This window comes from Nocardioides sp. NPDC051685 (genome assembly GCF_044453405.1).
In the GTDB taxonomy this organism is placed as follows: Bacteria; Actinomycetota; Actinomycetes; order Propionibacteriales; family Nocardioidaceae; genus Nocardioides.
In genome coordinates, this window is the sequence record NZ_JBITCR010000007.1 from 44,770 (window position 1) to 70,819 (window position 26,050).

The window sequence follows — 26,050 nt, forward strand, 5'->3', positions numbered from 1 at the left end:
GGGTCGGACTCGATGACCAGGGTGCCGGTGACGATGCGAGAGGCACGAGCCGATGACGCGCTCTTCCTCCTCGGCATCTGGCAGGACTCGCTGCGGATGGCGGACGCCCAGGATCAGCTGAACGACCTGGAGACGATCATCCGTGACGCCGAGGCCTCCCCCGACCAGCGCCTGCTGGTCGCCGAGTCCGGCGGCGAGCCGGTGGGAGCGGTCTACATGCGTGCGACGACCTTCGGTCCGCTCAACCTGGAGCCGACGGTGCAGATCTTCGCGCCCCACGTCGTGCCCAGCTTCCGCCGCCGCGGCGTGGGGCGGATGCTGATGGAGTCGGCCGTCTCCTTCGCCGAGGAGCGCGGGATCAGGACGGTCGCGGCCGCGGCCTCCGCCGGTGGCCGTGACGGCAACCGGTTCCTCGCCCGGATCGGCCTCGGCGCCCAGGCTGTCATGCGCGTGGCGCCGACCGCCGTCGTACGCTCCCGGCTCAACGTCCTCGGCCGGGCCCTTCCCCATCACTCGCGCCTGCCGCGCAGCCCGAAGCAGTCCAGCGCCGTCGGCGAGCTGCTCGCCGCCCGGCGCTCCCAGCGACGCTCGCACACCGTCGCCTGAGCACAGACGGCGAGGGCCCCGGAGCAGAACGCTCCGGGGCCCTCGCCGTTCGGCCTGACTCGTCAGTCCTCCTTGGCACCCAGAGTGCCGAGGTAGAGCTCGATCACCTTCGGGTCGTCGGCGAGTGCTCGTCCGGGACCCGTGTAGGCGTTGCGGCCCTGGTCGAGCACGTAGCCGCGGTCGCAGATCTGCAGGCAGCGACGGGCGTTCTGCTCGACCATCACGATCGAGACACCCGCCTGGTTGATCTTGCGGGTCTGGACGAAGACCTCGTCCTGCATGACCGGCGAGAGCCCCGCGGAGGGCTCGTCGAGCAGCAGGACCGACGGCTCCATCATCAGCGCCCGGCCCATCGCGACCATCTGGCGCTCACCGCCGGAGAGGCCACCGGCGCGCTGTTTACGGCGTTCACCAAGGGCCGGAAAGATCCCGGTGACGAACTCGAACCGCTCCGCGAACCTCTTCGGGGCCTGGTAGCAGCCCATCTCGAGGTTCTCCTCGATGGTCAGGCTCGGGAAGACGTTGTTGTTCTGCGGGACGAACCCGATCCCCCGGCTGACCAGCTCGTCGGCACGCTTGCCGGTGATGTCCTCACCCTCCAGCTTGACCGTGCCCTCGTGGATCTTCACCAGGCCGAACAGCGCCTTGAGCAGGGTCGACTTGCCGGCGCCGTTGGGGCCGATGATGCCGACGAGCTCGCCGGGCTGGCAGTAGAGGTCGGTGTCGTTGAGGATGTTGACACCGGGGAGGTAGCCCGCGATCAGGCCGTCGGCACGGAGCACCGCGCCCTCGGCCTCGCCCAGGTGTGTCTCGCGGAACTTCTCCGCGTCGCTGGAAGTCACTTCGAATCCTCCTCTTGGGCGATCTCGGCCTCGAGCTCTGCCTCGACCTCGGCCTCGAGGACCTCTTCGTCGAGCTCGCTCAGGTCGGTGTCGTGGTGGGCCCCGAGATAGGCGTCGATGACACGCTGGTCGGCCATGACCGTCTCAGGAGTGCCCTCCGCGACGATCTTCCCCTGGGCCATCACGATGACCCAGTCGGAGATGTCGCGGACCATGTCCATGTCGTGCTCGACGAAGAGGACCGTACGACCCTCGTCGCGCAGCGACTTCACATGGCCCAGCAGCGACTGCTTCAGGGCCGGGTTCACACCCGCCATCGGCTCGTCCAGCATGACCACTTCCGGGTCGACCATGAGCGCGCGGGCCATCTCCAACAGCTTGCGCTGACCACCCGAGAGCGACCCGGCGAAGTCCCCGCGCTTCTTGTCGAGCAGGAACCGGGCGAGCAGCTCGTCGGCCTTCTTGGTGACCTCGTCCTCCTGGTTGCCCCACAGGAACTTGAACGGCGCGGCCCAGAACCGCTCGCCCTTCTGCCCCGTGGCGCCCAGGCGCATGTTCTCGATCACGGTGAGCTTGGCCAGCACCTTGGTCAGCTGGAAGGTGCGCACCATGCCGAGGCGGGCGATCTTGTAGGGCGCGACGCCCTTGATCGACTTGCCCTCCAGGCTCCATGAGCCGGAGTTGGGCTGGTCGAAGCCGGTCAGCAGGTTGAAGAACGTCGTCTTCCCGGCGCCGTTGGGGCCGATCAGCGCGGTGATCGCACCACGCTGGATCTCGACGTGGTCGACGTCGACGGCGGTGAGCCCGCCGAACGTACGCGTGATGTTGTCGGCGACGACGATCGGGTCGGGCTTCTTGCTGCCCGGCTCGTTACTCACCCCGACCAGGCCCGCAGGCCCGGTCTTGCTCGCCTCTTCGTTCGTCTGGTCAGTCATGTCAGCGTCCATCGATCGCGATCTCCCTACGGTCGCCGAAGATCCCCTGGGGACGGAAGATCATCAGCAGCATGATGGCCAGACCCAGCATGATGTAGCGGATCACGCTGGCCTGGGTGTCGGTCATGATCACCGTCGGGATCCAGCCGCCCTTACCGGCCGACTGGCTGAAGAACGAGCCCAGCCCCGCGATCAGGAACCAGAACATGATCGAGCCTACAACCGGCCCCATCACCCGCGCCGCGCCGCCGAGGAGCAGCGCGGCGAAGGCGTAGAAGGTCATCAGCGTGGAGTAGTCGCTCGGCACGACCGAGGCCTGCTTGAGCGCCAGGAACATGCCGCCCAGGCCACCGATGACACCACCGAGCGCAAGGGCCTGCATCTTGTACGCGAAGACGTTCTTGCCCAGCGAGCGGACCGCGTCCTCGTCCTCACGGATGGAGCGGAGCACACGGCCCCACGGGCTGCGCATCAGCGCCCACACGAGCAGACAGCAGAGCGCGACCAGGATCCAGCCGACGGTCAGCGACCACAGGTCGTTGCGACCGAACGAGATGATGCCCAGGTCGATGCCGCTGCTGTAGGGGTTGGCCTCCTGGAACGGCTTGGCGTAGCCGTTGAGACCGTTGGAGCCACCGAAGGTCTCCTTCATCTCCACCGAGCCGAAGACGAACCGCAGCACCTCGGCCGCGGCGATCGTGACGATCGCCAGATAGTCCGCACGCAGACGCAGCGTCGGCACACCCAGGATCACGGCGAGCACCAGCGGCGCCACGAGTGACATCACGATGCCGAGCCAGAACGGCGCACCGAAGGTGACCACGGAGACAGCCAGGCCGTACGCACCCACCGCGACGAACCCGGCCTGGCCGAAGTTGAGCAGCCCGGTGTAGCCGAAGTGGATGTTGAGGCCGATGGCGGCCAGGGCGAAGACGATCGCCTGCGGGCCCAGCGCCTGCTGCAGCGCCGCCCGGAGAATGTCGAGAATATCCATTGTCTCTCCTACCCGAGCCGCTCTTTACGACCCAGGATGCCCTGGGGCCGCACCAGCAGGATCACGATCATGATCAGCAGCGGGCCGATCTCCTTGATCGAGGTCGGTACGCCGAACAGCGGCCCGAGCTCGTAGACGAGCCCGATCACCATCGAGCCGACCAGAGCACCCCAGATCGTGCCGAGACCACCGAGGGTGACCGCGGCGAGGATGACCAGCAGGATCCGCATACCCATGAAGCTGTTGACCTGCAGCTGCATCGCGTAGAGCACACCGGACAGCGCGGTCAGCGCGCCACCGATCACCCATGCGTTGGTGATGACGCCGTCGACCCGCAGCCCCGAGGACGCGGCCAGTGCCGGGTTGTCCGAGACCGCGCGCATCGCCTTGCCCATCCGGCTCTTGGCCAGCCACACGCAGACCGCGGTGATCGTGATGACCGCGATGAGGACGATGATCACCTCGCGGTCGGCGAGCGAGAGGCCGAGGTAGTACCAGTGCTGCTCGCGCTGCTGGCCGTTGTACTGCGACAGCGAGCGGGTCGAGGAGCCGTAGAAGTACTGGAACAGGTAGCGCAGGAAGATCGCCAGGCCGATCGAGATGATCATCATCGCGATCAGGCCGGTGCCGCGGCGGCGCAGCGGGCCCCACAGCACCTTGTCCTGGACGTAGCCACCGAGGCCACCGAGGACGACCCCGATGATCCCGGCGAGGATCACCGAGACCGAGGCCAGGCCGCCGGTCTTGAAGATCTGGTCGAAGCTCCAGGCCATCACGGCGCCGAAGGTGAGCAGCTCACCGTGGGCGAAGTTGGACAGGCCGGTCGTGCCGAAGATGAGCGAGAAGCCGAGGCCGGCCAGACACAGGACCAGGGCGAACACGATCCCCGCCCGCAGGTTCTGGGCGAAGTCCTTGACGAAGCTCGACTGTTCACCGGCAGTGACCCCGATCGGGAAGATCGCTCGGTTGTTCGGGCCCTGGAAGCGTACGGTGACGGTGACCTCGTCCTTGGTGTTCTCGTCGAGGACGGTGCCTTCCGGGAGCGTCTTCTCGTCGAGGGTCACGGTGTATTTCCCGAGCTCCTCGACGACGATGGTCGCGACACCCTTGGCGTCGGTGACGCCCTCACCGGCCTTCTTGCCGTCCTTGGTGACCTCCAGGGTCACTCCCGGGATCGGTTTCGGATTGCCTTGGGCATCCTTGTTGGCCTCGTCCTGAAGCGTCACCTGGATCGCGGTGGCATCCGGCGGTGGGGTCTCGGTCGCCTGCGCGGCGATCGGGGTCCCTACCAACAGCACCATCAGCGCACCGATGAGCGCGACGAGGACTCTGTAGAGCCGCTTGCGCACGTGGGTACTCCTGCCTGTGTGTCCTAAATACGGATCCTCGCACCAGCTGATGTCGCCGGTCGACCGGATCCGCGCGGGCAGTCTAGGCCGACATCACCCACGAACAAGCCACAGGTTCGCCCCCATCTGAGACCGCAACCGTTCTGTGACGTGCCGTTTACACGGATTCAGGTACGTGGCCCGCTGACGCCGTGCTCGATGACGCCCTCCGCGACCTGGCGCATCGAGAGCCGCAGGTCCATCGCGGTCTTCTGGATCCACCGGAACGCCTCGGGCTCGCTGAGCGTCAGCCCCTCCTGCAAGATGCCCTTGGCCCGGTCGACCGCCTTGCGGGTCTCCAGCCGGTCGGTCAGACCTGCGACCTCCTTCTCGAGCTGGGCGAGCTCCTGGAAGCGGCTCACCGCCAGCTCGATCGCGGGGACCAGGTCGGTGATGTTGAACGGCTTGACGAGGTAGGCCATCGCCCCCGCGTCGCGGGCCCGCTCCACCAGGTCTCGCTGGGAGAACGCGGTCAGCATGACGACCGGGGCGATCCGGTCGCGCGCGATCGCCTCAGCCGCCGCGATCCCGTCGAGCACGGGCATCTTCACGTCGAGGATCACCAGGTCGGGTCTGTGCTCGGTGGCGAGCTCGATCGCGGCCTTGCCGTCGCCCGCCTCACCGACGACGTCGTAGCCCTCCTCGGTGAGCATCTCCTTGAGGTCCATCCTGATCAGGACTTCGTCCTCCGCGATGACGACCGTACGCCGCGCCTGGGTCTCCGGGGTGCTGCTGGGGTTGCTCTCCGTCACGAGCACAGACTAGGCCATCGGAGGTACGTCCCGGTGCAGTGATTCCGCCCACGGTCCGGTAGATTTTCTCCCGATCCAGCCGGATTGGCGGAACGGCATACGCGGCGGTCTCAAACACCGCTGCCCGAAAGGGCTTGTGGGTTCGAATCCCACATCCGGCACCAAGACTGTCGGTGGTCACGCGCATGATGCTCGTATGCCACACGTACGTCCCCAGTCCGTCGTCGACAGCGCACTGCGCTGCTCCGACGAGGGGATGCGCGACGCAGACAATGCGGCGAAGCACGGCGTTGCGATCAAGACGATCCGTCGATGGCGGCGGCTCTACCAACGTCGCGGGATCGTCCGCGGCCAGACCCATCTCGCGCCGCCATGTCCACGATGCGACGGGGCCGACCTTGATGAAGAGGCGTACGCCGAGCTTCTTGGCTGGTATCTCGGGGACGGACACATCAGCGAAGGCCGCCGCGGTGTGTTCAATCTGCACATCGTCAACGACCGGAAGTACCCCGACATCAACGAGCGCCTCACGGTCCTGATGGCTCGGCTCAAACCCGGCGGTCGTCCACATACTCGCCTCGTGCCCGGAGCTGTGATCACCACGATCTCGTGGAAACACCTCCCCTGCCTGTTTCCTCAACTCGGCCCCGGCCGCAAACACGAGCGCCCGATCGCCCTGGAGGACTGGCAGGAAGAGATAGTGACGGCTCATCCCGGACCGTTCCTACGCGGGCTGTTCCACTCTGACGGATGTCGGGTGAACAACTGGGCGACTCGTGTCGTCGCGGGCGAGAAGAAGCGCTACGCGTACGGTCGGTGGCAGTTCGTCAACCATTCCGACGACATCCGCGACCTCTGCACCTGGGCGCTCGATCTGGTCGACATCCCGTGGCGCCGGTCCTCCTGGAAGACGATCAGCGTCTCGCGCCGCGAGGCGGTCGCGGCACTCGACGCGCTGATCGGACCGAAGACCTAACCCTTACGCTCGTAGGCCGGCGCGACCTCGTTGATCGCGTCGCCGATGCGGTGGATGCGCAGGGCGTTGGTGGAGCCGGGGATGCCGGGAGGCGAGCCGGCGATGATGACGACGAGCTCGCCCTCCTCGACCCGGCCGAGCTTGAGCAGGTTCTCGTCGACCTGGCGGACCATCTCGTCGGTGTGCTCGACCTCGTCGGTGCGGAAGGTCTCGGTGCCCCAGCTGAGCGCGAGCTGGCTGCGTACGGCATCGTAGGGGGTGAAGGCGAGCAACGGGATCGCGCCGCGCAGCCGGGAGAGGCGGCGGGCGGAGTCGCCGGAGGTGGTGAAGGCGACCAGGTATTTCGCACCGACCCGGTCGGCGACCTCGGCGGCGGCCTTGGCAATCACGCCGGAGCGGGTGTGCGGGTCCCAGTCGATGCGGCTGAGCTCGGCGGCGGCGGAGCCGTCCCGGGAGAGGGCGTGGCGCTCGGTGGCGGCGATGATGCGCGCCATGGTCTCGACGGTGTGGATCGGATACTCCCCCACGCTCGTCTCGGCGGAGAGCATCACCGCGTCGGCGCCGTCGAGGACGGCGTTGGCGACGTCGTTGGCCTCGGCGCGGGTGGGCGCCGGGTTGGAGATCATCGAGTCGAGCATCTGGGTGGCGACGATGACCGGCTTGGCGTTGAGCCGGGCCAGCTCGATGATCCGCTTCTGCAGGAACGGGACCTCCTCGAGCGGGCACTCCACGCCGAGGTCGCCACGGGCGACCATGAACATGTCGAACGCTGCGATGACCTCGTCGAGGTTGTCGATCGCCTGCGGCTTCTCGATCTTGGCGATGACCGGGACGACGCGCCCCTCCTCGTCCATGATCTTGCGGACGTCCTCGTAGTCCTTCGCGTTGCGCACGAAGCTGAGCGCGACCATGTCGACGCCGAGCTTGAGGGCGAACCGGAGGTCCTCCTCGTCCTTCTCGGACAGGGCCGGCACGGAGACCGCGACGCCGGGGAGGTTGATGCCCTTGTTGTTGGAGACCGGCCCGCCGACCAGCACCTCGGTGTGGACGTCGGTGTCGTCGACCGCGGTCACCCGCAGGCGCAGCTTGCCGTCGTCGATCAGGATCGGGTCGCCGACCTTCACGTCACCGGGCAGGCCCTTGTAGGTCGTCCCGCAGATCTGGTCGTCACCCTGTACGTCGCGCGTGGTGATCGTCCAGGCCTGGCCGCGGCGGAGCGTCGTGGACCCCTCCTTGAACCGCTCCAGCCGGATCTTGGGCCCCTGCAGGTCGGCGAAGATGCCGACGCTGTGCCCGCTCGCCGCAGCCGCCTCCCGCACCAGCGCGTAGTTGCTGGAGTGGTCGTCGTGGGACCCATGGCTCATGTTCATCCGGGCCACGTCCATGCCTGCGTAGACGAGCTCGCGGATGCGACGCTCCGTCCCGACGGCGGGTCCCAGGGTGCAGACGATCTTCGCTCTTCTCACGGGAGCCCAGACTACCCCTCTGGATCGTTCAAACCAGCACCCGGACCACGTCCTGATCAGGCCGTTCACGCACGGTTTACCCCATCGTCCGAGTCAGATGTGGTCGCTCCACGCTGGGCCCGGCGTGAAGGCGCCGGCGGCTAGCCGCTTCCCGCGGGCCCGGGCAATGGAGGTGTGCCACAAACTCCCCGCCACAAGTGTGTACGAACGCTGTCGGATCCTCCGATCCGATGGCTGAGACCCGACTGGCCCGACACCTCCGAGGTGGAGGTGCCGGGCCAGTGGTCGGCACGCCGTTGTGCCTCGGCCTGTGGGCCTCAGACCATCAGCTGCCGGTCCGTCGGACGGATCGGCGCGGGCAGGTTGGTCGAGCCGGTGAGGTAGGTGTCGACCGCGGCCGCCGCAGCGCGGCCCTCGGCGATCGCCCACACGATCAGCGACTGTCCGCGGCCCGCGTCGCCGGCGACGTACACGCCGGGGACGGAGGTGGCGAAGGAGTCGTCGCGGGCGACGTTGCCGCGCGCGTCGTACTCCACACCCAGCTGGGTGAGGAGGCCGTCCTTCTCCGGGCCGGTGAAGCCCATCGCCAGCAGGACCAGGTCGGCGGGGATCTCCTTCTCGGTCCCCTCCTTCTCGGTCAGCTTGCCGTCGATGAACTCGACCTCGACGAGCTTGAGGGCGCGTACGCGGCCGTCCTCGGTGCCGAGGAACTCCTTGGTGGAGACCGCGTAGACCCGCTCGCCACCCTCCTCGTGCGCAGAGGCGACCCGGTAGGTCATCGGGTAGGTCGGCCACGGCTGACCCTCGGGGCGCTCCTCCGGCGGACGCGGCATGATCTCCAGCTGGGTGATCGACTCCGCGCCCTGGCGGATCGCGGTGCCGAGGCAGTCGGCGCCGGTGTCACCGCCACCGATGATGACCACGTGCTTGCCCTCGGCCAGGATCTGGTCGGGGACCGCCTCACCGAGCGAGGACCGGTTGGACTGCGGCAGGTACTCCATCGCCTGATGGATCCCCTTCAGCTCACGCCCGGGGACCGGCAGGTCGCGGCCCACGGTCGAGCCGTTGGCCAGCACGATGGCGTCGTAGCGGTCCCGCAGCTGCGCGCCGGTGATGTCGGTGCCGACGTTGACGCCCGGACGGAAGACCGTGCCCTCTCGGCGCATCTGCGCCAGGCGCTGGTCGACCTGCGACTTCTCCATCTTGAACTCGGGGATGCCGTAGCGCAGCAGCCCGCCGATCTTGTCGGCCCGCTCGTAGACGGCCACGGTGTGGCCCGACCGGGTCAGCTGCTGGGCGGCGGCCAGGCCCGCGGGGCCGGAGCCGATCACGGCGACCGCCTTGCCGGAGAGCCACTCGGGCGGCTGCGGCTTGACGTGGCCCGCGTCCCAGGCCTTGTCGATGATCGCGACCTCGATGTTCTTGATGGTCACCGCGGGCTGGTTGATGCCCAGCACGCAGGCGGACTCACACGGCGCCGGGCAGAGGCGACCGGTGAACTCGGGGAAGTTGTTGGTCGCGTGCAGACGCTCCGAGGCGCCCTCCCAGTCGTTGCGCCAGACCAGGTCGTTCCACTCGGGGATGATGTTGCCGAGCGGGCAGCCCTGGTGGCAGAACGGGATGCCGCAGTCCATGCAGCGCGAGGCCTGGGTGTTGATGATCGGCAGCAGGGTCTTGCCGATCTTGCCCGGGTAGACCTCGTGCCAGTCCTTGACCCGCTCCTCGACAGGACGCCGGGTCGCGACCTCACGACCGTTCTTCAAAAAGCCCTTGGGGTCAGCCACAGTAGGCCTCCTTCTTCACCTCAGCAGGGTCAGCCATGCTGTGCTCGACGTTCGTCGAGCTCGCAAGCTCATCCATGCTGTGTTGGATTTTCATGGACTTCGCAAGCTCAGCCATGAAGCACCTCCATGATCCGCTGCGCTGCCTCGTCCTCGTTGAGACCCTCCTCGAGGGCCTCCTCCTGGGCTTCGAGCACGCGCTTGTAGTCACTGGGCATGACCTGCGTGAAGCGGGTCAGAGAATTCGGCCAATCGGCCAGGAGCGCCTCGGCGACGGCCGAGCCGGTCTCCTCGAGGTGGTCGCGGACCAGCTGCTCGAGCTCGGCGGCGTACTTCTCCTCGACGCCGGTGGCATCGACCAGCTCGCCGTTGAGCCGCTGCTCCTCGAAGTCGAGGACCCAGGCGATACCGCCGGACATACCGGCCGCGAAGTTGCGCCCGGTCGGGCCGAGCACGACGACACGACCACCGGTCATGTACTCGCAGCCGTGGTCGCCGACACCCTCGGTGACGATGCTGGCGCCGGAGTTGCGGACCGCGGCCCGCTCCCCCACGCCACCGCGGATGTGGATCCGCCCGCTGGTGGCGCCGTAGGCCAGCGTGTTGCCGGCGATGATGTGCTCCTCGGCCCGGAACCCGGCCGTACGCTCCGGGCGGATGACCACCCGGCCGCCGGAGAGGCCCTTGCCGACGTAGTCGTTGGCGTCGCCCTCCAGGCGCAGCGTCAGGCCGCTCGGGATGAACGCGCCGAAGGACTGGCCCGCGGAGCCGGTGAAGGTGATGTCGATCGTGCCCTCGGGCAGCCCCGCGCCGCGGTAGCGCTTGGTGATCTCGTGACCGAGGATCGTGCCGACGGTGCGGTTGACGTTGCGGATCGGCAGCTGGGCGCGTACGGGCTCGCCGCGCTCGAGCGCCGGGGCCGCGAGCGGCAGCAGCTCGTTGACGTCGAGCGACTTCTCCAGCCCGTGGTCCTGGCCCTTGGTGTTGTAGAGGGCCTGGTCGGCGAACTGCTGCGGCGACTCCACGCGGGTGAAGATCGGCGACAGGTCGAGCCCGGAGGCCTTCCAGTGGTCGATCGCGTCACGGGCGTCGAGCGCCTCGGCGTGGCCGACGGCCTCGTCGATGCTGCGGAAGCCGAGCTCGGCGAGGAGCTCGCGGACCTCCTCGGCGATGTAGCGCATGAAGTTGACGACGTACTCCGCCTTGCCGGTGAACCGCTCCCGCAGGACCGGGTTCTGGGTGGCGACGCCGACCGGGCAGGTGTCGAGGTGGCAGACCCGCATCATCACGCAGCCGGAGACGACCAGCGGCGCGGTGGCGAAGCCGAACTCCTCGGCACCGAGCAGCGCGGCGATGACCACGTCACGGCCGGTCTTGAGCTGGCCGTCGGTCTGCACCACGATGCGGTCGCGCAGCCCGTTGAGGAGCAGCGTCTGCTGCGCCTCGGCGAGGCCGAGCTCCCAGGGACCGCCGGCGTGCTTGAGCGAGGTGAGCGGGGAGGCGCCGGTGCCGCCGTCGTGACCGGAGATCAGCACCACGTCGGCGTGTGCCTTGGAAACACCCGCGGCGACGGTGCCGACGCCGACCTCGGCCACGAGCTTCACGTGGACGCGAGCGCTCGGGTTGGCGTTCTTGAGGTCGTGGATCAGCTGAGCCAGGTCCTCGATGGAGTAGATGTCGTGGTGCGGCGGCGGGGAGATGAGACCCACGCCCGGCGTCGAGTGACGCGTCTTGGCCACCCACGGGTAGACCTTGTGGCCGGGCAGCTGGCCGCCCTCACCGGGCTTGGCACCCTGAGCCATCTTGATCTGGATGTCGTCGGCGTTGGTCAGGTATTCGCTCGTGACGCCGAAGCGACCGGAGGCGACCTGCTTGATCGAGGAGCGCCGCTCGGGGTCGTAGAGCCGCTCGGGGTCCTCGCCACCCTCGCCGGTGTTGGACTTGCCACCGAGGATGTTCATCGCGATGGCGAGCGTCTCGTGGGCCTCACGAGAGATCGAGCCGTACGACATCGCGCCGGTCGAGAAGCGCTTGACGATCGCCTCGACGGGCTCGACCTCGTCGATCGAGATCTTCTGGCGGCCCAGCTCCTCGGCGCTCTTGAGCTTGAAGAGCCCGCGCAGCGTCATCAGCCGCTCGGACTGCTCGTTGACGCGGTCGGTGTACTGCTTGAACACGTCGTAGCGGCCGCTGCGGGTCGCGTGCTGGAGGCGGAAGACCGTCTCCGGGTCGAACAGGTGCGGCTCACCCTCGCGACGCCACTGGTATTCGCCGCCGATGGGCAGCGCGCGGTGGGCGTTGACGACGCCGTCGCGCGGGTAGGCCGTGGCGTGTCGCTTCGCGACCTCCTCGGCGATCACGTCGAGGCCGATGCCGCCGAGCTTGGAGGTGGTGCCGGTGAAGTAGCGGTCCACGACCTCCTGCGAGAGGCCGACGGCCTCGAAGATCTGGGCGCCGGTGTAGGAGGCGACCGTGGAGACGCCGATCTTCGACATCACCTTGAGGACGCCCTTGCCGAGCGCCTTGATGGTGTTGGCCATCGCCTTCTCGGCGTCGGCCTTGACGTAGTAGCCCTCGTAGGCGAGGTCCTCGACGGACTCGACCGCCAGGTAGGGGTTGACCGCGGCGGCGCCGTAGCCGATGAGCAGGGCGACGTGGTGGACCTCGCGTACGTCGCCGGCCTCGACCAGCAGGCCGACCTGCGAGCGGGTGCGCTCGCGGACCAGGTGGTGGTGGACGGCGCCGGTGAGCAGCAGCGACGGGATCGGCGCCATCTCCTGGGTGGAGTGGCGGTCGGAGAGGACGATGATCCGGGCGCCGTCCTCGATCGCCTGGGAGACCTCCGCGGCGATCTCGTCCAGACGGGTGCGGAGAGCCTCCGCACCGCCGTCGACCTCGTAGAGGCCGCGGACGATGTGGACCTGGAAGCCCGGCATGTCGCCGTCACGGTTGATGTGACGGATCTTGGCCAGGTCGTCGTTGGAGATGACCGGGAACGGCAGCACGATCTGACGACACGAGGCCGGGCCCGGGTTGAGCAGGTTGGACTCGGCGCCGATGGTGCCGTTGAGGCTGGTGACGAGCTCCTCGCGGATCGCGTCCAGCGGCGGGTTGGTGACCTGCGCGAAGAGCTGGGCGAAGTAGTCGAACAGCATCCGCGGCTTGTCGCTCAGCGCCGCGATCGGGCTGTCGGTGCCCATCGAGCCGATCGGCTCGGCGCCGGTGTTGGCCATCGGCGCGAGCAGGATCCGGAGCTCCTCCTCGGTGTAGCCGAAGACCTGCTGGCGACGGGTCACGCTCGCGTGGGTGTGGACGATGTGCTCACGCTCGGGGATGTCCTCGAGGCGTACGAGACCGGCGTGGAGCCACTCGTCGTAGGGGTGCTCGGCGGCGAGCTCGGACTTGATCTCGTCGTCCTCGATGATGCGGTGCTCCGCGGTGTCGACCAGGAACATCTTGCCCGGCTGGACCCGGCCCTTGCGGACCACGGTGGCGGGGTCGATGTCGTCGAGCACGCCGGCCTCGGAGCCGAGCACGACCAGGCCGTCCTCGGTGACCCAGTAGCGCGAGGGACGCAGGCCGTTGCGGTCGAGGACCGCGCCGATCTGGGTGCCGTCGGTGAAGACGACGCTCGCGGGACCGTCCCAGGGCTCCATCAGCGAGGAGTGGAACTCGTAGAACGCCTTGCGGGCGGGGTCCATCTCCTCGTGCTTCTCCCACGCCTCCGGGATCATCATCAGCATGGCGTGGGGCAGGCTGCGGCCGGCCAGGTGGAGCAGCTCGAGGACCTCGTCGAAGGAGGCCGAGTCGGAGGCGCCCTCGGTGCAGATCGGGAAGAGCCGCTCGAGGTCGCCCGGGATGAGCTCGGACTCGAGCAGCGACTCGCGCGCCTTCATCCAGTTGCGGTTGCCCATCACGGTGTTGATCTCGCCGTTGTGGGCGATGAACCGGAACGGGTGGCTCAGCGGCCAGCTCGGGAAGGTGTTGGTCGAGAACCGGCTGTGGACGACGGCGATCGCGGAGGCGACCCGCTCGTCGACCAAGTCGGGGAACACCTCGGCCAGCTGGGGCGTGGTGAGCATGCCCTTGTAGACGATGGTGCGGCTGGACAGCGACGGGAAGTAGACGTCGGTCTCCTTCTCCGCGCGCTTGCGCAGGCAGAAGGCGAGCCGCTCCAGGGCCAGGCCGGTCACGCGCTGCTTGGCGCCGGCGACGAAGAGCTGACGGAAGGTCGGCATGACCGCCTTGGCGGTGGCGCCGAGGGACTCGGGGTTGACCGGCACCTCACGCCAGCCGAGGACCTCCAGGCCCTCCTCGGTCGCGATCTCCTCGACCAGCTTCACGGTGCGCTCGACCTGGTCGACGTCGCCCGGGATGAAGGCGGTTCCGACGGCGTAGGCACGCTCGGCAGGCAGGTCGAAGTCGACGACCTCGCGCAGGAAGGCGTCGGGGACCTGGAGCAGGATCCCGGCGCCGTCGCCAGAGTTGGTCTCGGCGCCGGCAGCACCGCGGTGGTCGAGATTCACGAGGGCACGGATGCCCTGCTTCACGATGTCGTGGCTGGCGACGCCGGTCAGTGTGGCAACCATGGCGACGCCGCAGGCGTCCTTCTCGAACCGAGGGTCGTAGAGGCCCTGGGGGGATGGATACGAGTGCTCGTACGGCACCGGGATCTCCCGTCTGTCCGGGCTCGGGCACGCACCGACCGACGCAGCCCAATAACTCCGGATCTTCGACTCTGCTTCGAGTCGGGTCCGGAGCGGGGGATGTCTGCGACGGGTGCGCGCGCCCTTGCGGGGATGAAACTGGCAATCTGCAGGGGACAGCGTTGGCCCGCGCGAGTGTGGAAAGGTTACCACTGTGTCACGGATGTGTTCCGATCGAGGGCCCATCGCTGGACACCCTCCCGCGTGGCGCTACATTGCGCCGAATATCTGCGTCTGATCAGGCCTTGGTCGAGGATTCCTCGTCGTCGGTCCCGTTGTCAGCCACGTCGCTGTCAGGGTCGTTCGTGTCAGTGTCGTTCGCCGGGGCCTTGGCAGGATCGCTGTAGACCTCCTCCTCGACCTTACCCCGGCCAGTGAACGTGGCATATGCCCACCACGCGGCCGCGAGCACGAACAGGATGATCGACATCCACTCGCTCCAGCGCAGGCCGAGCACGTTGGCCAGCTGCACGTTGTCGATGCGCAGGGTCTCGATCAGGCCACGGCCGAGGCAGTAGGCCATCACGTACAGCGCGACCACGCGGCCGCCGCCCAGGCGCAGCTTCTTCTGCAGGTAGACGATCGCGAAGAAGGCGAGGATGTCCCAGCAGAACTCGTAGAGGAAGGTCGGGTGGAACGTGGTGCCGACCGGGAACTGGCTGGGGCCGTCGGGGTAGCGCGACGGGTCGATCTCGAGGCCCCAGGGCAGGTCGGTGGGCCTGCCGTAGAGCTCCTGGTTGAACCAGTTGCCCCAGCGGCCGATGCCCATCGCCAGCAGGCAGGTCGGGGCGATGGTGTCCAGCAGCGGGACGATCTTGATGCCCTTGGACCTCGCGCCGATGATCGCGCCGACGGCACCGAGCGCGATCGCGCCCCACACGCCGAGCCCGCCGCGCCAGATGTAGAGCGCCTCGATCGGGCTGCCGCCGTCGCCGAAGTAGAGCTGCCAGTCGGTCATGACGTGGTAGAGCCGGCCACCGACCAGACCGAACGGCACCGCCCACAGCGCGATGTCCTGGATGTCACCGGCCCGGCCACCGCGGGCCTGCCAGCGTCGCTCCGAGACCCAGACGGCGACGATGATGCCGAGGATGATCGCGAAGGCGTAGCCGCGCAGCGGGATCGGTCCGAGCCAGAGCACGCCTTCGGCCGGGCTGGGGATGGACATCGGGAGCATCATGCGGCGCTCTTCCTACTAACTCGGGCTAGCTCTGACTGAGGATGTGGTGGATGTCGTCGGCGAACTGCTTCGGCGAGGTGTTCATCGACCACACCACGCTGGCCTGTCCCTGGGAGACGGCGGAGACGTGGGTGTCGTGGACCCCGAGATCGTAGCCCCCGCTGGGTAGCCGGTCGGCCTCCCCTATGTAGAGCCGCATCGACTCGGCCAGGGTGACGATGTCCTTCAGGTCGCCGGTGAGACCGATGAAGTCCTTGCCGTAGCGGTCGAGGTACTTGCGCAGGACCTTCTGGGAGTCGCGCGCCGGGTCGGTGGTGATGAACACGACCTCGACCTTGTCCCGGTCGGCGGTGTCGAGACGGGTCAGCGCAGCGGTCAGGCTCGACATCACCAGCGGGCACTCGTCGGGGCAGCTGGTGTAGCCGTAGAAGACCAGCGTCAGCGGCTTGTCGGCGTCCTCGGCCAGCGAGAACGGCCGGCCCTCCGTGTCGGTCAGGGCGGTGTCGGAGAGCTGATAGGGGGTGTGCTGCTGCCCGGTCATCGCCGAGGCCGGCGCCTGGCCGGTGCCGGCAGCACCGCAGCCGGTGAGCACTCCGACGAGAACGAGCAGGACGGGAAGAGCGAGGAACCTCAACGCGCGCGGACTCCCGCGGCCAGGTCCTCGGTCAGGCTCGCCAGTGCCTTGAGCGCCGCCTGCTCGTCGGAGCGGTTGTCCAGCAGCGTACGCACGAAGGCGGAGCCGACGATGACGCCGTCGGCGTACGCCGCCATCTCGGCGGCCTGGGCACCGTTGCTGACCCCGAGGCCGACGCCGACGGGCAGGTCGGTGGTCCGGCGCGTACGGGCGACCAGCGGCGCGGCCAGCTCGGAGGTCTTGGCGCGGGCGCCGGTGACCCCCATGACCGCGGTGGCGTAGACGAAGCCGCGGCACTGGGCCGTGGTCATCGCGATCCGCTCGTCGGTGCTGCTCGGCGCGACCAGGAAGACCTTGTCGAGGTCGCGGGCGTCCGCGGCCTCGATCCACTCCTGGGCGAAGTCGGGGGTGATGTCGGGCGTGATCAGACCCGCACCACCGGCATCCTGCAGCTGCTGGGCGAAGCGGTCCACGCCACGACGCTCGATCGGGTTCCAGCTGGTCATCACCAGCGTCGGCACCCCGGTCGACGCCACGGCCTCGACGACGCGGAACACGTCGTCGACACGTACGCCGCCGTCGAGCGCCTGCTGCACGGCGTCCTGGATCGTGGGGCCGTCCATGACCGGGTCGGAGTAGGGCAGGCCGATCTCGATGATGTCGCAGCCGGCCTCGACCATCGTGGTCAGCGCCTCGATCGAGCCGTCGACCGTCGGGAAGCCCGCCGGCAGGTAGCCGACCAGGGCGGCGCGGCCCTCGGCCTTCGCCTTCTCGAACGCTACCGACGTACTCACTTCTCGTCTCCCAGGTTGAAATACTCGATGGCCGTGCCCATGTCCTTGTCGCCGCGACCGGACAGGTTGATCAGGATCGTGGCGCCCTCGCCGTGGCGCTCCTTGATCTCGGGTGCGATCTTGATGGCGCCGGCGATCGCGTGGGCCGACTCGATCGCCGGGATGATGCCCTCGGAGCGCGAGAGCAGCGCGAAGGCGTCCATCGCCTCCTTGTCGGTGATGCTCGTGTAGCTCGCCCGGCCGGACTTGGCCAGCCAGGCGTGCTGCGGGCCGACCCCGGGGTAGTCGAGGCCGGCGGAGATCGAGTGGGACTCGATGGTCTGGCCGTCCTCGTCCTGGAGCACGTAGGTGCGGGCGCCGTGGAGCACGCCGGGGTCGTTGGCCTGGATGGTGGCCGCGTGGCGGCCGGTCTCGAACCCGTCTCCCCCGGCCTCGAAACCGTGGATCTCGACGTCCTCGTCGTCGAGGAACGCGGTGAAGAGACCGATGGCGTTGGAGCCGCCGCCGACCGCGGCGACGACGGCGTTCGGGAGACCGCCGAACTGCTCGATCGACTGCGCCCGGGCCTCGTCGCCGATGCCGCGCACGATGTCGCGCACAAGTGTCGGGAACGGGTGGGGCCCGGCGGCGGTGCCGAACAGGTAGGCGGTGTGGTCGACGCTGGCGACCCAGTCGCGCAGCGCCTCGTTGATCGCGTCCTTGAGGGTGCCGCTGCCGGAGGGCACCGGGACGACCTCGGCGCCGAGCAGTCGCATCCGGGCCACGTTGAGCGCCTGGCGGTCGGTGTCGACCTTGCCCATGTAGACGGTGCAGTCGAGGCCGAAGTAGGCGGCCGCGGTCGCGGAGGCCACGCCGTGCTGGCCGGCGCCGGTCTCGGCGATGACGCGGGTCTTGCCCATCCGCTTGGTGAGCAGCGCCTGGCCGAGCACGTTGCGGATCTTGTGAGCGCCGGTGTGGTTGAGGTCCTCGCGCTTGAGGAGGACCCGTACGCCGAGCTGCTCGGAGAGCCTCGTGGCGTGGTAGAGCGGGCTCGGCAGGTTGGCGTAGTCACGCAGGATCGCGTCGAACTCGGCCACGAACTCCGGGTCGGCCTTCGCCTTCTGCCAGGCGTCGTCGAGCTCGATGAGGGCCTTCATCAGCGCCTCGGGCATGAAGCGGCCGCCGAAGCCCTCCGCCTCGCCACCGAACCAGCCGAACTCGTCGGCGTCGTAGCTCGTCGTTTCGTGGATGTGAGTTGTCATGGCTGGTCCTAGCCTTGGATTCCGGTGAACTCGGCGACCGTGCCTTGCGGGTCGCCATGCTTGACCAGCGCCTCGCCGACCAGGACCGCGCGGGCCCCCTCGGTGACGTGGCGCTTGACGTCGGTGGCGGTGAAGATGCCGGACTCGGCGACCTTCACCCGGTCCTCGGGGATGAGCGGGGCGAGCCGTCCGAAGACGTCCTGGTCGATCTCGAGGGTCTTCAGGTTGCGGGCGTTGACGCCGATCAGCTCGGCGCCGAGGTCGACGGCCCGGGCGACCTCGGCCTCGTCGTGGGTCTCGACCAGCACGGTCAGCCCCAGCTCACGCGCCTGGTCGTAGAGACGGCGCAGGGTGTCGTCGTCCAGCGCGGCCACGATCAGCAGCGCCAGGTCGGCGCCGGCCGCGCGGGCCTCGAGCAGCTGGTAGGGCTCGACGATGAAGTCCTTGCGCAGGATCGGCGTGTCGACGGCCGCGCGGACCGCGACCAGGTCGGCGAGCGACCCACCGAAGCGGCGTTCCTCGGTGAGCACCGAGATCGCGGCGGCGCCGCCGGCGGCGTACTTCGCGGCCAGCTCGGCCGGGTCGGGGATGTCGGCCAGGGCGCCCTTGGAGGGGCTCTTCCGCTTCACCTCGGCGATCACGCTGCTGCCCGGCGCACGGAAGTGCGGCATCGGGTCGCGAGGCGCGTCGACGTCGGCCAGCCGGGCCCGCAGGTCCGCCTCGGACACCGTCGCCTGGCGCTGCGCCAGGTCCAGACGTACGCCGTCGATGATCTTTTCGAGCACCGACATGTTTAAACCTCTCGTTTCCGGGTATGACCCACGTGCAAAGCCTCTCACCCGAACCGTGACACGCCCGATTTGGCGCCACAGTGCGGGCGGGAAACGTTAAGTTTCTCCCATCTCAACCCAACTCGCCTGACTTTGGAGGTCAGACACATGAGCTACGGAACTCCGCCGCCACCGCCCCCGTACGGTGCGCCGGCGCCCGGACAGCCTGCGGGCAACAGCAAGAAGGCGCTGTGGGCCATGATCCTCGGCATCCTCGGTCTCGTCTGCTGCGGCATCTTCACCGGGATCCCCGCGCTGATCCTCGGCAAGCAGGCACAGGGCGAGATCGACGCATCCGGCGGTGCGATCTCGGGCCGCGGGATGGCGACCGCTGGTTTCATCCTCGGGATCATCTCGATCGTCTGGACCGTGCTGGCAATCATCCTGTACGCCACCGGCGCCCTGAGCGTCAGCGGCAGCACCAGCACCTACTGAGTCCGGCTCAGCAATCAGCGAGGCCCCCGGCGGATCCGCCGGGGGCCTCGCTGTCTCACAGGCTCAGTGTGACTCGACGTTGAAGCCGAGCTTGGACAGCACGACGAAGAGCAGACCACCGGCGACGGTGACGGCTACGCCGATCCAGAAGACGAACCAGCTGATCGGGTCGAGCATCATGGCGACGCTGCCGATCAGGAAGCCGAGGAGGCCGACCGCGACTGCGATCCAGGCTGCCGGGGTGTTGCCGTGGCTGGCGGACATGCGTGACTCCTCTACGAGTTCTCTAAGCTGTTGCGAAGCCCGAAGCGATCCAGATGGGCTTGGCTGCAGTGTATTCATTGATCCCCCGCCGTCGGGTCCCGACCCTCGTCCAACGACTTCCAGACGTCGATCGTGGACTGCTCCTCCAACGGCTTCCGCTCCGGCTTCGCGTCGGCCGGGGCGTCGTACTTGCGCCCCATCTCGGGCCACGACGGCGCCTGGCGTACGGCCACGACCGCTGCCGCCACGGTCAGGACCGCGCCGAGGAGCGCGAGGTAGGGCCAAGGCGTGGTGGTGTGCTCCGTCTCACCCCAGACGACCTTGGAGTCGATCGCCCGGCCGAGCGCGTCGATCCCGGCATGGCCGAAGAAGCTGATGATCACGCCGATCCCGGCCAGGCCGGCGAGAGCGGCCACCAGGCGGCGTACGAGACCTCGGGTGACCAGCACGACGCCCCAGGCCGCGAGGGCGACCAGGGCCAGGCCGGTGGTGGCCGGGGAGTCGTTGAGGTCGGCCGGCATCTGGGCCGGCGCGGTCACCTTGACCCACTCGTTGGAACCCGCCCAGGCAGCCAGGGCAGCGCCGGCCAGGCCGGCGATGACGGTGGGACCGAATCGCCTCATGAAATTGCGCTGTACGAGATCAGGCCGGCGTCGAAACAGGTGTGGTCACCGGTGTGACAGGCGGGACCCTCCTGGTCGACCTTGAGCAGGATCGTGTCGCCGTCGCAGTCGAGACGCACCTCCTTGACGTGCTGGTGGTGGCCGGAGGTCTCCCCCTTGACCCAGTACTCCTGCCGGCTGCGGGACCAGTAGGTCGCCCGGCCCGTGGCGAGCGTGCGCGCCAGGGCCTCGTCGTCCATGTAGCCGAGCATCAGCACCTCGCCGGTGTCATGCTGCTGCGCCACCGCGGGCACCAGCCCGTCGGGGTTGCGCTTGAGGCGATCGGCGATGGCGGGGTCCAGGCCCTCGCTCGTGGGTCCAGTAGTCACGGCTCCAGTATCCCGCTGGGCAACAGTACGGACACAACCGGCATGTCGCGGCGATAATCCGGCGCCTGGAAAGGCCGGGGCCTGCCAGACTCTCCCGGTCATTCGGGCCGGACTCGGTTACGGCCCTCGAGCCGACCCACAAGGTCGACTATTCAAACTGGAGAACACCGCACCATGGTTAACCCCACCCCGCAGCCGGCACCGGCGAAGCAGACCGACACCAGCGCCCTCGTGATCGGCATCCTGGTCACCATCTTCTGCTGCCTGCCCTTCGGCATCGTCTCGATCGTCAAGGCCGTCCAGGGTGACGCCGCGGGCGCCAAGAAGTGGGGCCTCATCGGCGCCATCACCGGCGTCGTCGTGATCGTCCTCTACGTCATCGCCTCGGTCGTCCTCGGCCTCGGCATGGCTGCCCAGTCGGGGAGCATGTGACCACTCGCGCCCACGCGCGTGCGGGGCTCGTCCCACTGGCCGTCGTGGCCGGCGGGGCGGGCCTCGCGGCCGTCTTCGCGACCTCTCCCGGGCTGGTCGCCTACGTTCCGCCGTGCCCGATCCACGCGCTCACCGGCATCGACTGCCCCGGTTGCGGGATGACGCGCGGGACGATGTCGCTGCTCTCCGGTGACGTCGGCGGCGCTATCGGCCACAACGCGCTGATGTTCCTGCTCGGGGTCCCGCTGCTCGCACTGCTCTGGTTCTTCTGGCTCCGCGACCGCGTCGGCGGTCGCCCCGCGCCCGCTTGGGCGCGCTCCCGCGCCGCGCTCTACACCTGGCTGGCGCTGACTCTCGTCTTCACGGTCGTCCGCAACCTGCCCTGGGGGCCGTTCACAGTGCTGGCGGCCTGATCAGCTGCCCTGCTGGGCGACCCAGGAGGCATGCAGCCGGGCGTACGTCGACCCGGCCTGCGCCACCAGGTCGCTGTGGGGGCCGCGCTGGGCCAGGCGCCCGGCGTCGACCACGATCACCTCGTCAGCCGCCTCGGCGGTGGAGAGACGGTGAGCGATGGTGACCGAGGTGCGTCCGCTCATCAGCCGCTCCAGGGCGCGGTTGATCCGCATCTCCAGACGCGGGTCGACGGCCGAGGTGGCCTCGTCGAGGACCAGCAGGTCGGGATCGGCGAGCTGGGCCCGCAGCAGCGCCACGAGCTGCCGCTCACCGGCCGAGAGCGACTCGCCGCGCTGCCCGACGCTGGTGCGCACGCCATCGGGGAGGCCGGCGAGCCAGTCACCCAGGCCGAGCACCCCCGCGGCCTCCACGATCTCCTCGTCGGTCGCGTCCAGGCGGCCGTAACGGACGTTCTCGGCGAGGGTGGAGTCGAAGAGGAAGCCCTCCTGCGGGACGAGCACGACGCTGGTGCGCAGCGAGGCGTTGCCGATCTCGCGTACCTCGACGCCGTCGAGGCTCACCTTCCCCGAGGTCACGTCCATCACCCGGGTGAGCAGCTTGGCGATCGTCGACTTCCCCGAGCCGGTCTCACCGACCACGGCGACCCGGCTGCCGGGCGCGATCTCGAAGGAGATGTCATGCAGGACCGGGCGGCCACCGGGGTAGGCGAAGGTGACCGCGTCGAACTCGATCGAGAGCGGGCCACGGGGCAGGACGGTCCCGGCGGGGCCCGGGTCCACCAGGTCGGCGGGCGTGTCCAGGATCCCGATCGTGCGCCGCCAGGAGGCGATCGCGTTCTGCGCGTCGGTCAGGATCTGCGTACCCATCTGAACCGGGCCCACGAACAGCGTCACCAGGAACGCGAACGCCAGGATCTCGCCGACGCTCAGCGCACCGCCACTGCCCCGGTAGGCCAGCGCCAGCAGGACGCCGCCGACGATCACACCGGCGTTGGCGAGGCCGCCGGAGAGGCCACCGAGGCTGAAGAAGATCGAGGTGTAGGCCTGCGCCCTGGTCTGGGCGGCGCTGGTGGCGTCGATCTCGCGGTCGATGCGCTCCTGGGTGCGGTCCTCCACGGCGTACGCCTTGACCACGGCCGCCCCGACGACCGGCTCGGAGACCGCGGAGAGCATCTTGGCGACCTGGCGGCGGGAGAGCGTGTAGGCCGCGGAGAGCTTGCGCTGGAAGAACCGCAGGCTCAGGAAGAGCGGGCCGAAGCAGAGCCAGACCAGGATCGCCAGCTGCCAGGAGTAGACCACCATCACGACGGTCGCGATCAGCATCTGCCCGATGCTGACGATGAACAGCAGCCCGCCGAAGACGATGAACTGGCTGACCTGGTCGACGTCGCTGGTGACCCGCGAGACCAGCGCCCCACGGTGTTCGGTCGACTGGGTGAGCATCGGCAGGTCGTGGACGTGCCGGAAGGCCTTCGTACGCAGCGTGGCCAGGCCCCGCTCGGCGGCGGTGAAGAGCCGGCTGGTCATCAGGAACGAGGCCACGCCCGTGACGGCGATGGCGACGACTGCGATGAGGCCGGCCCGCACGACGTAGCCGAGGTCGGGGCCGCCCGGGCCGCTCAGCCCGTTGTCGAGGGTCTGCTGGACGACGACGGGCACGACGACCTGGCCGACGCTGGCGAGCACGGCCAGCGCGAAGGTGCCGCGGATGCCCTCGACCAGCTCCGGGGAGTGCTTGATGCCCCGGCGGATGGTCTCGAAGGCGCCGAGGTCCTCGCCGCTGCCGACCCGGGTCTCGGGCTCGAGGGTGGCGGTCATGCCGCGGTCTCCGGGGTCTCGTAGGCGTTCACCAGGCGGGCGTAGGACTCGTCGCGGGCGAGCAGCTCGGTGTGGGTGCCGCGGTCGCGGATGCGGCCGTCCTCGAGGTGGACGACCTCGTCGGCGAGCGCGATCGTGGCCTTGCGGTAGGCGACCACCACCAGGCTGGTGTCGCCGGCTCCGCTCCTCAGGGCGGCGAGGATGCGCTGCTCGACCTCGGGGTCGACCGCCGAGGTGGCGTCGTCGAGGATCAGGAGTCGTGGGCGGCGTACGAGCGCTCTTGCCAGGGCCAGGCGTTGCCGTTGCCCGCCGGAGAGGCTCGCGCCGCGCTCGCCGAGGGTGGTGTCGAGGCCGTTCGGCAGCGCGGTGACGAAGCCGTCGGCCTGGGCAGCCTTGAGCGCGGACCAGACCTCGTCGTCGGTGAGGTCGGTGCCGAGGGTGACGTTGCCGCGCACGGAGTCGTCGAAGACGAAGGCGGTCTGCGGCACCAGCGCCGCCACCCGGGCCCACTCCCCCGCGCCCAGGTCGCGCAGGTCGGTGTCGTCGAGGGTGATCCGGCCGTCGTCCGGATCGACCAGCCGGGCCAGCAGCATGGTCAGGGTGCTCTTGCCCGAGGCGGTCTCGCCGACGATCGCGACCGTACGCCCCGGCTCGACCTCGAAGTCGACACCGTCGAGGAGCGTGGGGCCGTCGGCGTAGGCGTAGGAGACGCCGTCGACCCGCACGCGCGCGCCGGTCGGCTCGCGGCTGGTCCTCGCCGTCCCGTAGGCCAGCCGGCCGGTGGCCTCCAGCACCCGCTGCACCCGCCGGTAGCCGACGACGCTGCGCGGGAACTCGCCCAGCAGCCACCCGAAGGAGCGGATCGGGAAGGCCACGATGGTGAGCAGGAAGCCGATCTGGACGACGTCACCGGGCGCTGCGGCACCGCTGGAGACGCGTCCCACGCCGGCGGCCAGCACGGCGAGGACCCCGACGTTGGGCAGGGCGGCCAGGATCGGGTCGAAGGCCGCGCGGAGGCGGCCGGCACGGATGTTGACGTCGCGCAGCTCCTGCGCCTTGTCCTGGAAGCGGGTGGTCTCCTCGGCCTCGCGGCCCAGGGTCTTGACGACGAGGGCGCCGTCGAAGGACTCGTGCGCGATCCCGGAGAGCTCGGCGCGCAGCTGCTGGGCGCGGGTCATCAGGGGCGAGGAGAAGCGCTGGTAGACCAGGTTGGCGACGACGACCGCGGGGAAGACGAGGATCGCGACCGAGGCCAGGACGACGTCGGTCCAGAACATCTGCCCGACCGCGATCACCATCATCGCGAGCGTCCCGACGGCCATCGGCAGCGGCGCGATCGGCGCCCAGGACGCCTCGACGTCGGAGTTGGCGTTGGAGAGCAGCTGACCGGTCGGGTGCCGGTGGTGCCAGGCGAGCGGAAGAGCCAGATACTGGCGGGTGACCGCGCGGCGCGAATGCGCCTGCATCCGGAACTGCATCACCCCCGCGCCCAGCCGTCGCGCCACCACCCCGACCGCGCGCAGGATCGCGACACCGACGAAGAGCCCGACCACGGCCCACAGCCAGCCGGCGCCGATCTCGCCGTCGCGCAGCGCCGGGACCAGGACGTGGTCGGTGGACCAGCCCAGCACCCAGGCATCGGCGACGGTCAGTGCCCCGAAGAGCGCGGATCCGAGGGTCGAGAGCGTGAAGACCCCCCACTCGCGCCGGATGGCGACTCCGAGAACCCGGAACCCGTCGGTCGTGGTGGCCCGCTGGGTTATTGGTTCATCGTCGCTCATCTCGAGATAAAGCCTAGGTCAGCACCGTGCCTGCGACGAATTTTTTTGGTGCCCCTGCTGGTCGGGCTGGCTCGATAGGCTGCGGGCCGTGGCTTCCTTCGCGCGCGCCGAGCGCATCGCCCTGTGTGACACCGCCGTCTCTCTCGGGCCAGCGGCCCCGACGCTCTGCGAAGGGTGGCGGGTCAAGGATCTGCTGGTGCATCTGCTGGTCCGCGAGCGTCGCCCCTGGGCTGCGCCGGGGATGTTCCTGCCGCCGCTCGCGCCTGTGCTGAGGAAGGCGGAGGCTGCGTACACGACCCAGCCGCTCGAGGCTCTCGCCGCCCGCCTCCGCGACCCGAAGGGCACCCCGTTCGCGCTCGCACCGATCGAGAACGTGGTCAACACCGTGGAGTTCTTCGTCCACCACGAGGACCTCCGTCGCGCCCAGCCTGGCTGGGAGCCGCGTACGCTCCCCGCCGCTGCCGAGCGTGACCTCTGGCGCACCCTGAAGCTGCTCGGCAAGGGCCTGGTCCGGTCCGCCGAGACCCCGGTGGTCGTCAGCAACGGCACCGACACCGCCACCCTGCGCGCGGGCGAGGAGCCCGTCACCGTCACCGGGCCGGTCGGTGAGCTCCTGCTCTTCTGCTTCGGGCGTCACCAGGTGCGGGGTTTGTCCTTCGACGGGCCGGCGGAGCGGATCACGCAGCTGGAGAATGCCAGCCTCGGGTTCTGAGGTCCCACTCAGCGGAACGACTGCCCGTAACCTCCCTCGGTCTGGAGACGTTGTGTCTCAGATAACCGAATCCCCCAGG

General features: G+C 69.0%; 25 protein-coding genes and 1 tRNA gene. 7 read left to right on the plus strand and 19 right to left on the minus strand.

Annotated elements, in window-relative coordinates; genetic code table 11:
- Window positions 1–33 precede the first annotated feature (33 nt).
- Entirely contained in the window at window positions 34–606 is a 573-nt protein-coding gene (locus tag ACIA03_RS20150; protein WP_396985746.1) for a GNAT family N-acetyltransferase, read from the plus strand.
- A gap of 62 nt (window positions 607–668) precedes the next feature.
- On the opposite strand, the gene ACIA03_RS20155 is transcribed toward ACIA03_RS20150, so the two are convergent.
- The 5 genes from ACIA03_RS20155 to ACIA03_RS20175 all read right to left on the minus strand — a co-directional run bounded on the left by ACIA03_RS20155 (window position 669) and on the right by ACIA03_RS20175 (window position 5,523).
- Window positions 669–1,448, minus strand: coding sequence for an ABC transporter ATP-binding protein (locus ACIA03_RS20155; protein WP_396985748.1), 780 nt, complete (start codon window positions 1,446–1,448; stop codon window positions 669–671).
- Complete coding sequence (locus tag ACIA03_RS20160) at window positions 1,445–2,383, minus strand: ABC transporter ATP-binding protein (protein ID WP_396985750.1); 939 nt, start codon at window positions 2,381–2,383, stop codon at window positions 1,445–1,447. The genes ACIA03_RS20155 and ACIA03_RS20160 overlap by 4 nt, the downstream gene beginning before the upstream one ends.
- Before the next feature lies 1 nt (window position 2,384).
- On the minus strand, window positions 2,385–3,377 hold the full coding sequence (locus ACIA03_RS20165; RefSeq protein WP_396985752.1) for a branched-chain amino acid ABC transporter permease: 993 nt from the start codon (window positions 3,375–3,377) through the stop codon (window positions 2,385–2,387).
- Between the two features lie 8 nt (window positions 3,378–3,385).
- The gene (locus ACIA03_RS20170) at window positions 3,386–4,726 is read right to left on the minus strand and encodes a SpaA isopeptide-forming pilin-related protein (RefSeq protein ID WP_396985754.1); all 1,341 of its coding nucleotides are present in this window, start codon (window positions 4,724–4,726) and stop codon (window positions 3,386–3,388) included.
- A 167-nt stretch (window positions 4,727–4,893) separates the two neighbouring features.
- Complete coding sequence (locus ACIA03_RS20175) at window positions 4,894–5,523, minus strand: response regulator (protein ID WP_141792867.1); 630 nt, start codon at window positions 5,521–5,523, stop codon at window positions 4,894–4,896.
- A 72-nt stretch (window positions 5,524–5,595) separates the two neighbouring features.
- Between ACIA03_RS20175 and ACIA03_RS20180 the strand changes: the two genes are divergently transcribed.
- Together ACIA03_RS20180 and ACIA03_RS20185 are read left to right on the plus strand one after the other, a co-directional pair.
- Window positions 5,596–5,681 (plus strand) — tRNA-Leu (locus tag ACIA03_RS20180).
- A 32-nt stretch (window positions 5,682–5,713) separates the two neighbouring features.
- Window positions 5,714–6,493 carry a transcriptional regulator gene (locus ACIA03_RS20185; protein WP_396985755.1) on the plus strand — a complete coding sequence of 260 codons (780 nt, stop codon included), beginning with the start codon at window positions 5,714–5,716 and terminating at the stop codon, window positions 6,491–6,493.
- Here the strand turns inward: ACIA03_RS20185 and pyk are convergent.
- The 9 genes from pyk to trpC all read right to left on the minus strand — a co-directional run bounded on the left by pyk (window position 6,490) and on the right by trpC (window position 19,086).
- Entirely contained in the window at window positions 6,490–7,959 is a 1,470-nt protein-coding gene (pyk, locus tag ACIA03_RS20190; RefSeq protein WP_396985757.1) for a pyruvate kinase, read from the minus strand. The two genes, ACIA03_RS20185 and pyk, sit on opposite strands and share 4 nt — an antisense overlap.
- 317 nt (window positions 7,960–8,276) lie before the next feature.
- Window positions 8,277–9,743, minus strand: a complete 1,467-nt coding sequence (locus ACIA03_RS20195; protein WP_396985759.1) for a glutamate synthase subunit beta — start codon at window positions 9,741–9,743, stop codon at window positions 8,277–8,279.
- Window positions 9,736–9,858: a hypothetical protein gene (locus tag ACIA03_RS20200; protein WP_396985761.1), complete on the minus strand. Its 123-nt coding sequence runs from the start codon at window positions 9,856–9,858 to the stop codon at window positions 9,736–9,738. Before ACIA03_RS20200 ends, ACIA03_RS20195 begins: the two co-directional genes overlap by 8 nt.
- Complete coding sequence (gene gltB / locus ACIA03_RS20205; protein WP_396985763.1) at window positions 9,851–14,407, minus strand: glutamate synthase large subunit; 4,557 nt, start codon at window positions 14,405–14,407, stop codon at window positions 9,851–9,853. The genes ACIA03_RS20200 and gltB overlap by 8 nt, the downstream gene beginning before the upstream one ends.
- Window positions 14,408–14,684: 277 nt before the next feature.
- On the minus strand, window positions 14,685–15,614 hold the full coding sequence (gene lgt / locus ACIA03_RS20210; RefSeq protein ID WP_396985765.1) for a prolipoprotein diacylglyceryl transferase: 930 nt from the start codon (window positions 15,612–15,614) through the stop codon (window positions 14,685–14,687).
- A gap of 37 nt (window positions 15,615–15,651) precedes the next feature.
- Window positions 15,652–16,260, minus strand: a complete 609-nt coding sequence (locus tag ACIA03_RS20215; protein WP_396985767.1) for an SCO family protein — start codon at window positions 16,258–16,260, stop codon at window positions 15,652–15,654.
- Entirely contained in the window at window positions 16,257–17,054 is a 798-nt protein-coding gene (trpA, locus tag ACIA03_RS20220; protein WP_396985769.1) for a tryptophan synthase subunit alpha, read from the minus strand. Before trpA ends, ACIA03_RS20215 begins: the two co-directional genes overlap by 4 nt.
- Window positions 17,051–18,295: a tryptophan synthase subunit beta gene (gene trpB / locus ACIA03_RS20225; RefSeq protein WP_396985771.1), complete on the minus strand. Its 1,245-nt coding sequence runs from the start codon at window positions 18,293–18,295 to the stop codon at window positions 17,051–17,053. Before trpB ends, trpA begins: the two co-directional genes overlap by 4 nt.
- An 8-nt stretch (window positions 18,296–18,303) precedes the next feature.
- Window positions 18,304–19,086 carry an indole-3-glycerol phosphate synthase TrpC gene (gene trpC / locus ACIA03_RS20230; RefSeq protein ID WP_396985773.1) on the minus strand — a complete coding sequence of 261 codons (783 nt, stop codon included), beginning with the start codon at window positions 19,084–19,086 and terminating at the stop codon, window positions 18,304–18,306.
- Window positions 19,087–19,233: 147 nt separating this feature from the next.
- On the opposite strand from trpC, the gene ACIA03_RS20235 reads away from it, so the two are divergent.
- Complete coding sequence (locus tag ACIA03_RS20235; RefSeq protein WP_396985775.1) at window positions 19,234–19,560, plus strand: DUF4190 domain-containing protein; 327 nt, start codon at window positions 19,234–19,236, stop codon at window positions 19,558–19,560.
- A gap of 63 nt (window positions 19,561–19,623) precedes the next feature.
- On the opposite strand, the gene ACIA03_RS20240 is transcribed toward ACIA03_RS20235, so the two are convergent.
- The 3 genes from ACIA03_RS20240 to hisI form a co-directional block, all read right to left on the minus strand.
- Window positions 19,624–19,824, minus strand: coding sequence for an HGxxPAAW family protein (locus tag ACIA03_RS20240; RefSeq protein ID WP_396985777.1), 201 nt, complete (start codon window positions 19,822–19,824; stop codon window positions 19,624–19,626).
- Window positions 19,825–19,898: 74 nt separating this feature from the next.
- A complete protein-coding gene (locus ACIA03_RS20245) occupies window positions 19,899–20,447 on the minus strand; it encodes a Trp biosynthesis-associated membrane protein (protein WP_396985779.1) in 549 nt (182 codons plus the stop codon).
- The gene (hisI, locus tag ACIA03_RS20250; protein WP_396985781.1) at window positions 20,444–20,815 is read right to left on the minus strand and encodes a phosphoribosyl-AMP cyclohydrolase; all 372 of its coding nucleotides are present in this window, start codon (window positions 20,813–20,815) and stop codon (window positions 20,444–20,446) included. Before hisI ends, ACIA03_RS20245 begins: the two co-directional genes overlap by 4 nt.
- 174 nt (window positions 20,816–20,989) lie before the next feature.
- Here hisI and ACIA03_RS20255 point away from each other — a divergent pair, with 174 nt between their 5' ends.
- Complete coding sequence (locus tag ACIA03_RS20255) at window positions 20,990–21,247, plus strand: CD225/dispanin family protein (RefSeq protein WP_396985783.1); 258 nt, start codon at window positions 20,990–20,992, stop codon at window positions 21,245–21,247.
- Window positions 21,244–21,660, plus strand: coding sequence for a DUF2752 domain-containing protein (locus tag ACIA03_RS20260; RefSeq protein ID WP_396985785.1), 417 nt, complete (start codon window positions 21,244–21,246; stop codon window positions 21,658–21,660). Before ACIA03_RS20255 ends, ACIA03_RS20260 begins: the two co-directional genes overlap by 4 nt.
- Here ACIA03_RS20260 and ACIA03_RS20265 read toward each other — a convergent pair whose 3' ends face one another.
- Window positions 21,661–23,478, minus strand: coding sequence for an ABC transporter ATP-binding protein (locus tag ACIA03_RS20265; protein WP_396985787.1), 1,818 nt, complete (start codon window positions 23,476–23,478; stop codon window positions 21,661–21,663). It abuts the gene before it with no gap.
- The gene (locus ACIA03_RS20270; protein WP_396985790.1) at window positions 23,475–25,259 is read right to left on the minus strand and encodes an ABC transporter ATP-binding protein; all 1,785 of its coding nucleotides are present in this window, start codon (window positions 25,257–25,259) and stop codon (window positions 23,475–23,477) included. The genes ACIA03_RS20265 and ACIA03_RS20270 overlap by 4 nt, the downstream gene beginning before the upstream one ends.
- Window positions 25,260–25,347: 88 nt before the next feature.
- Between ACIA03_RS20270 and ACIA03_RS20275 the strand changes: the two genes are divergently transcribed.
- Complete coding sequence (locus tag ACIA03_RS20275) at window positions 25,348–25,971, plus strand: TIGR03085 family metal-binding protein (RefSeq protein WP_396985792.1); 624 nt, start codon at window positions 25,348–25,350, stop codon at window positions 25,969–25,971.
- Window positions 25,972–26,050 lie beyond the last annotated feature (79 nt).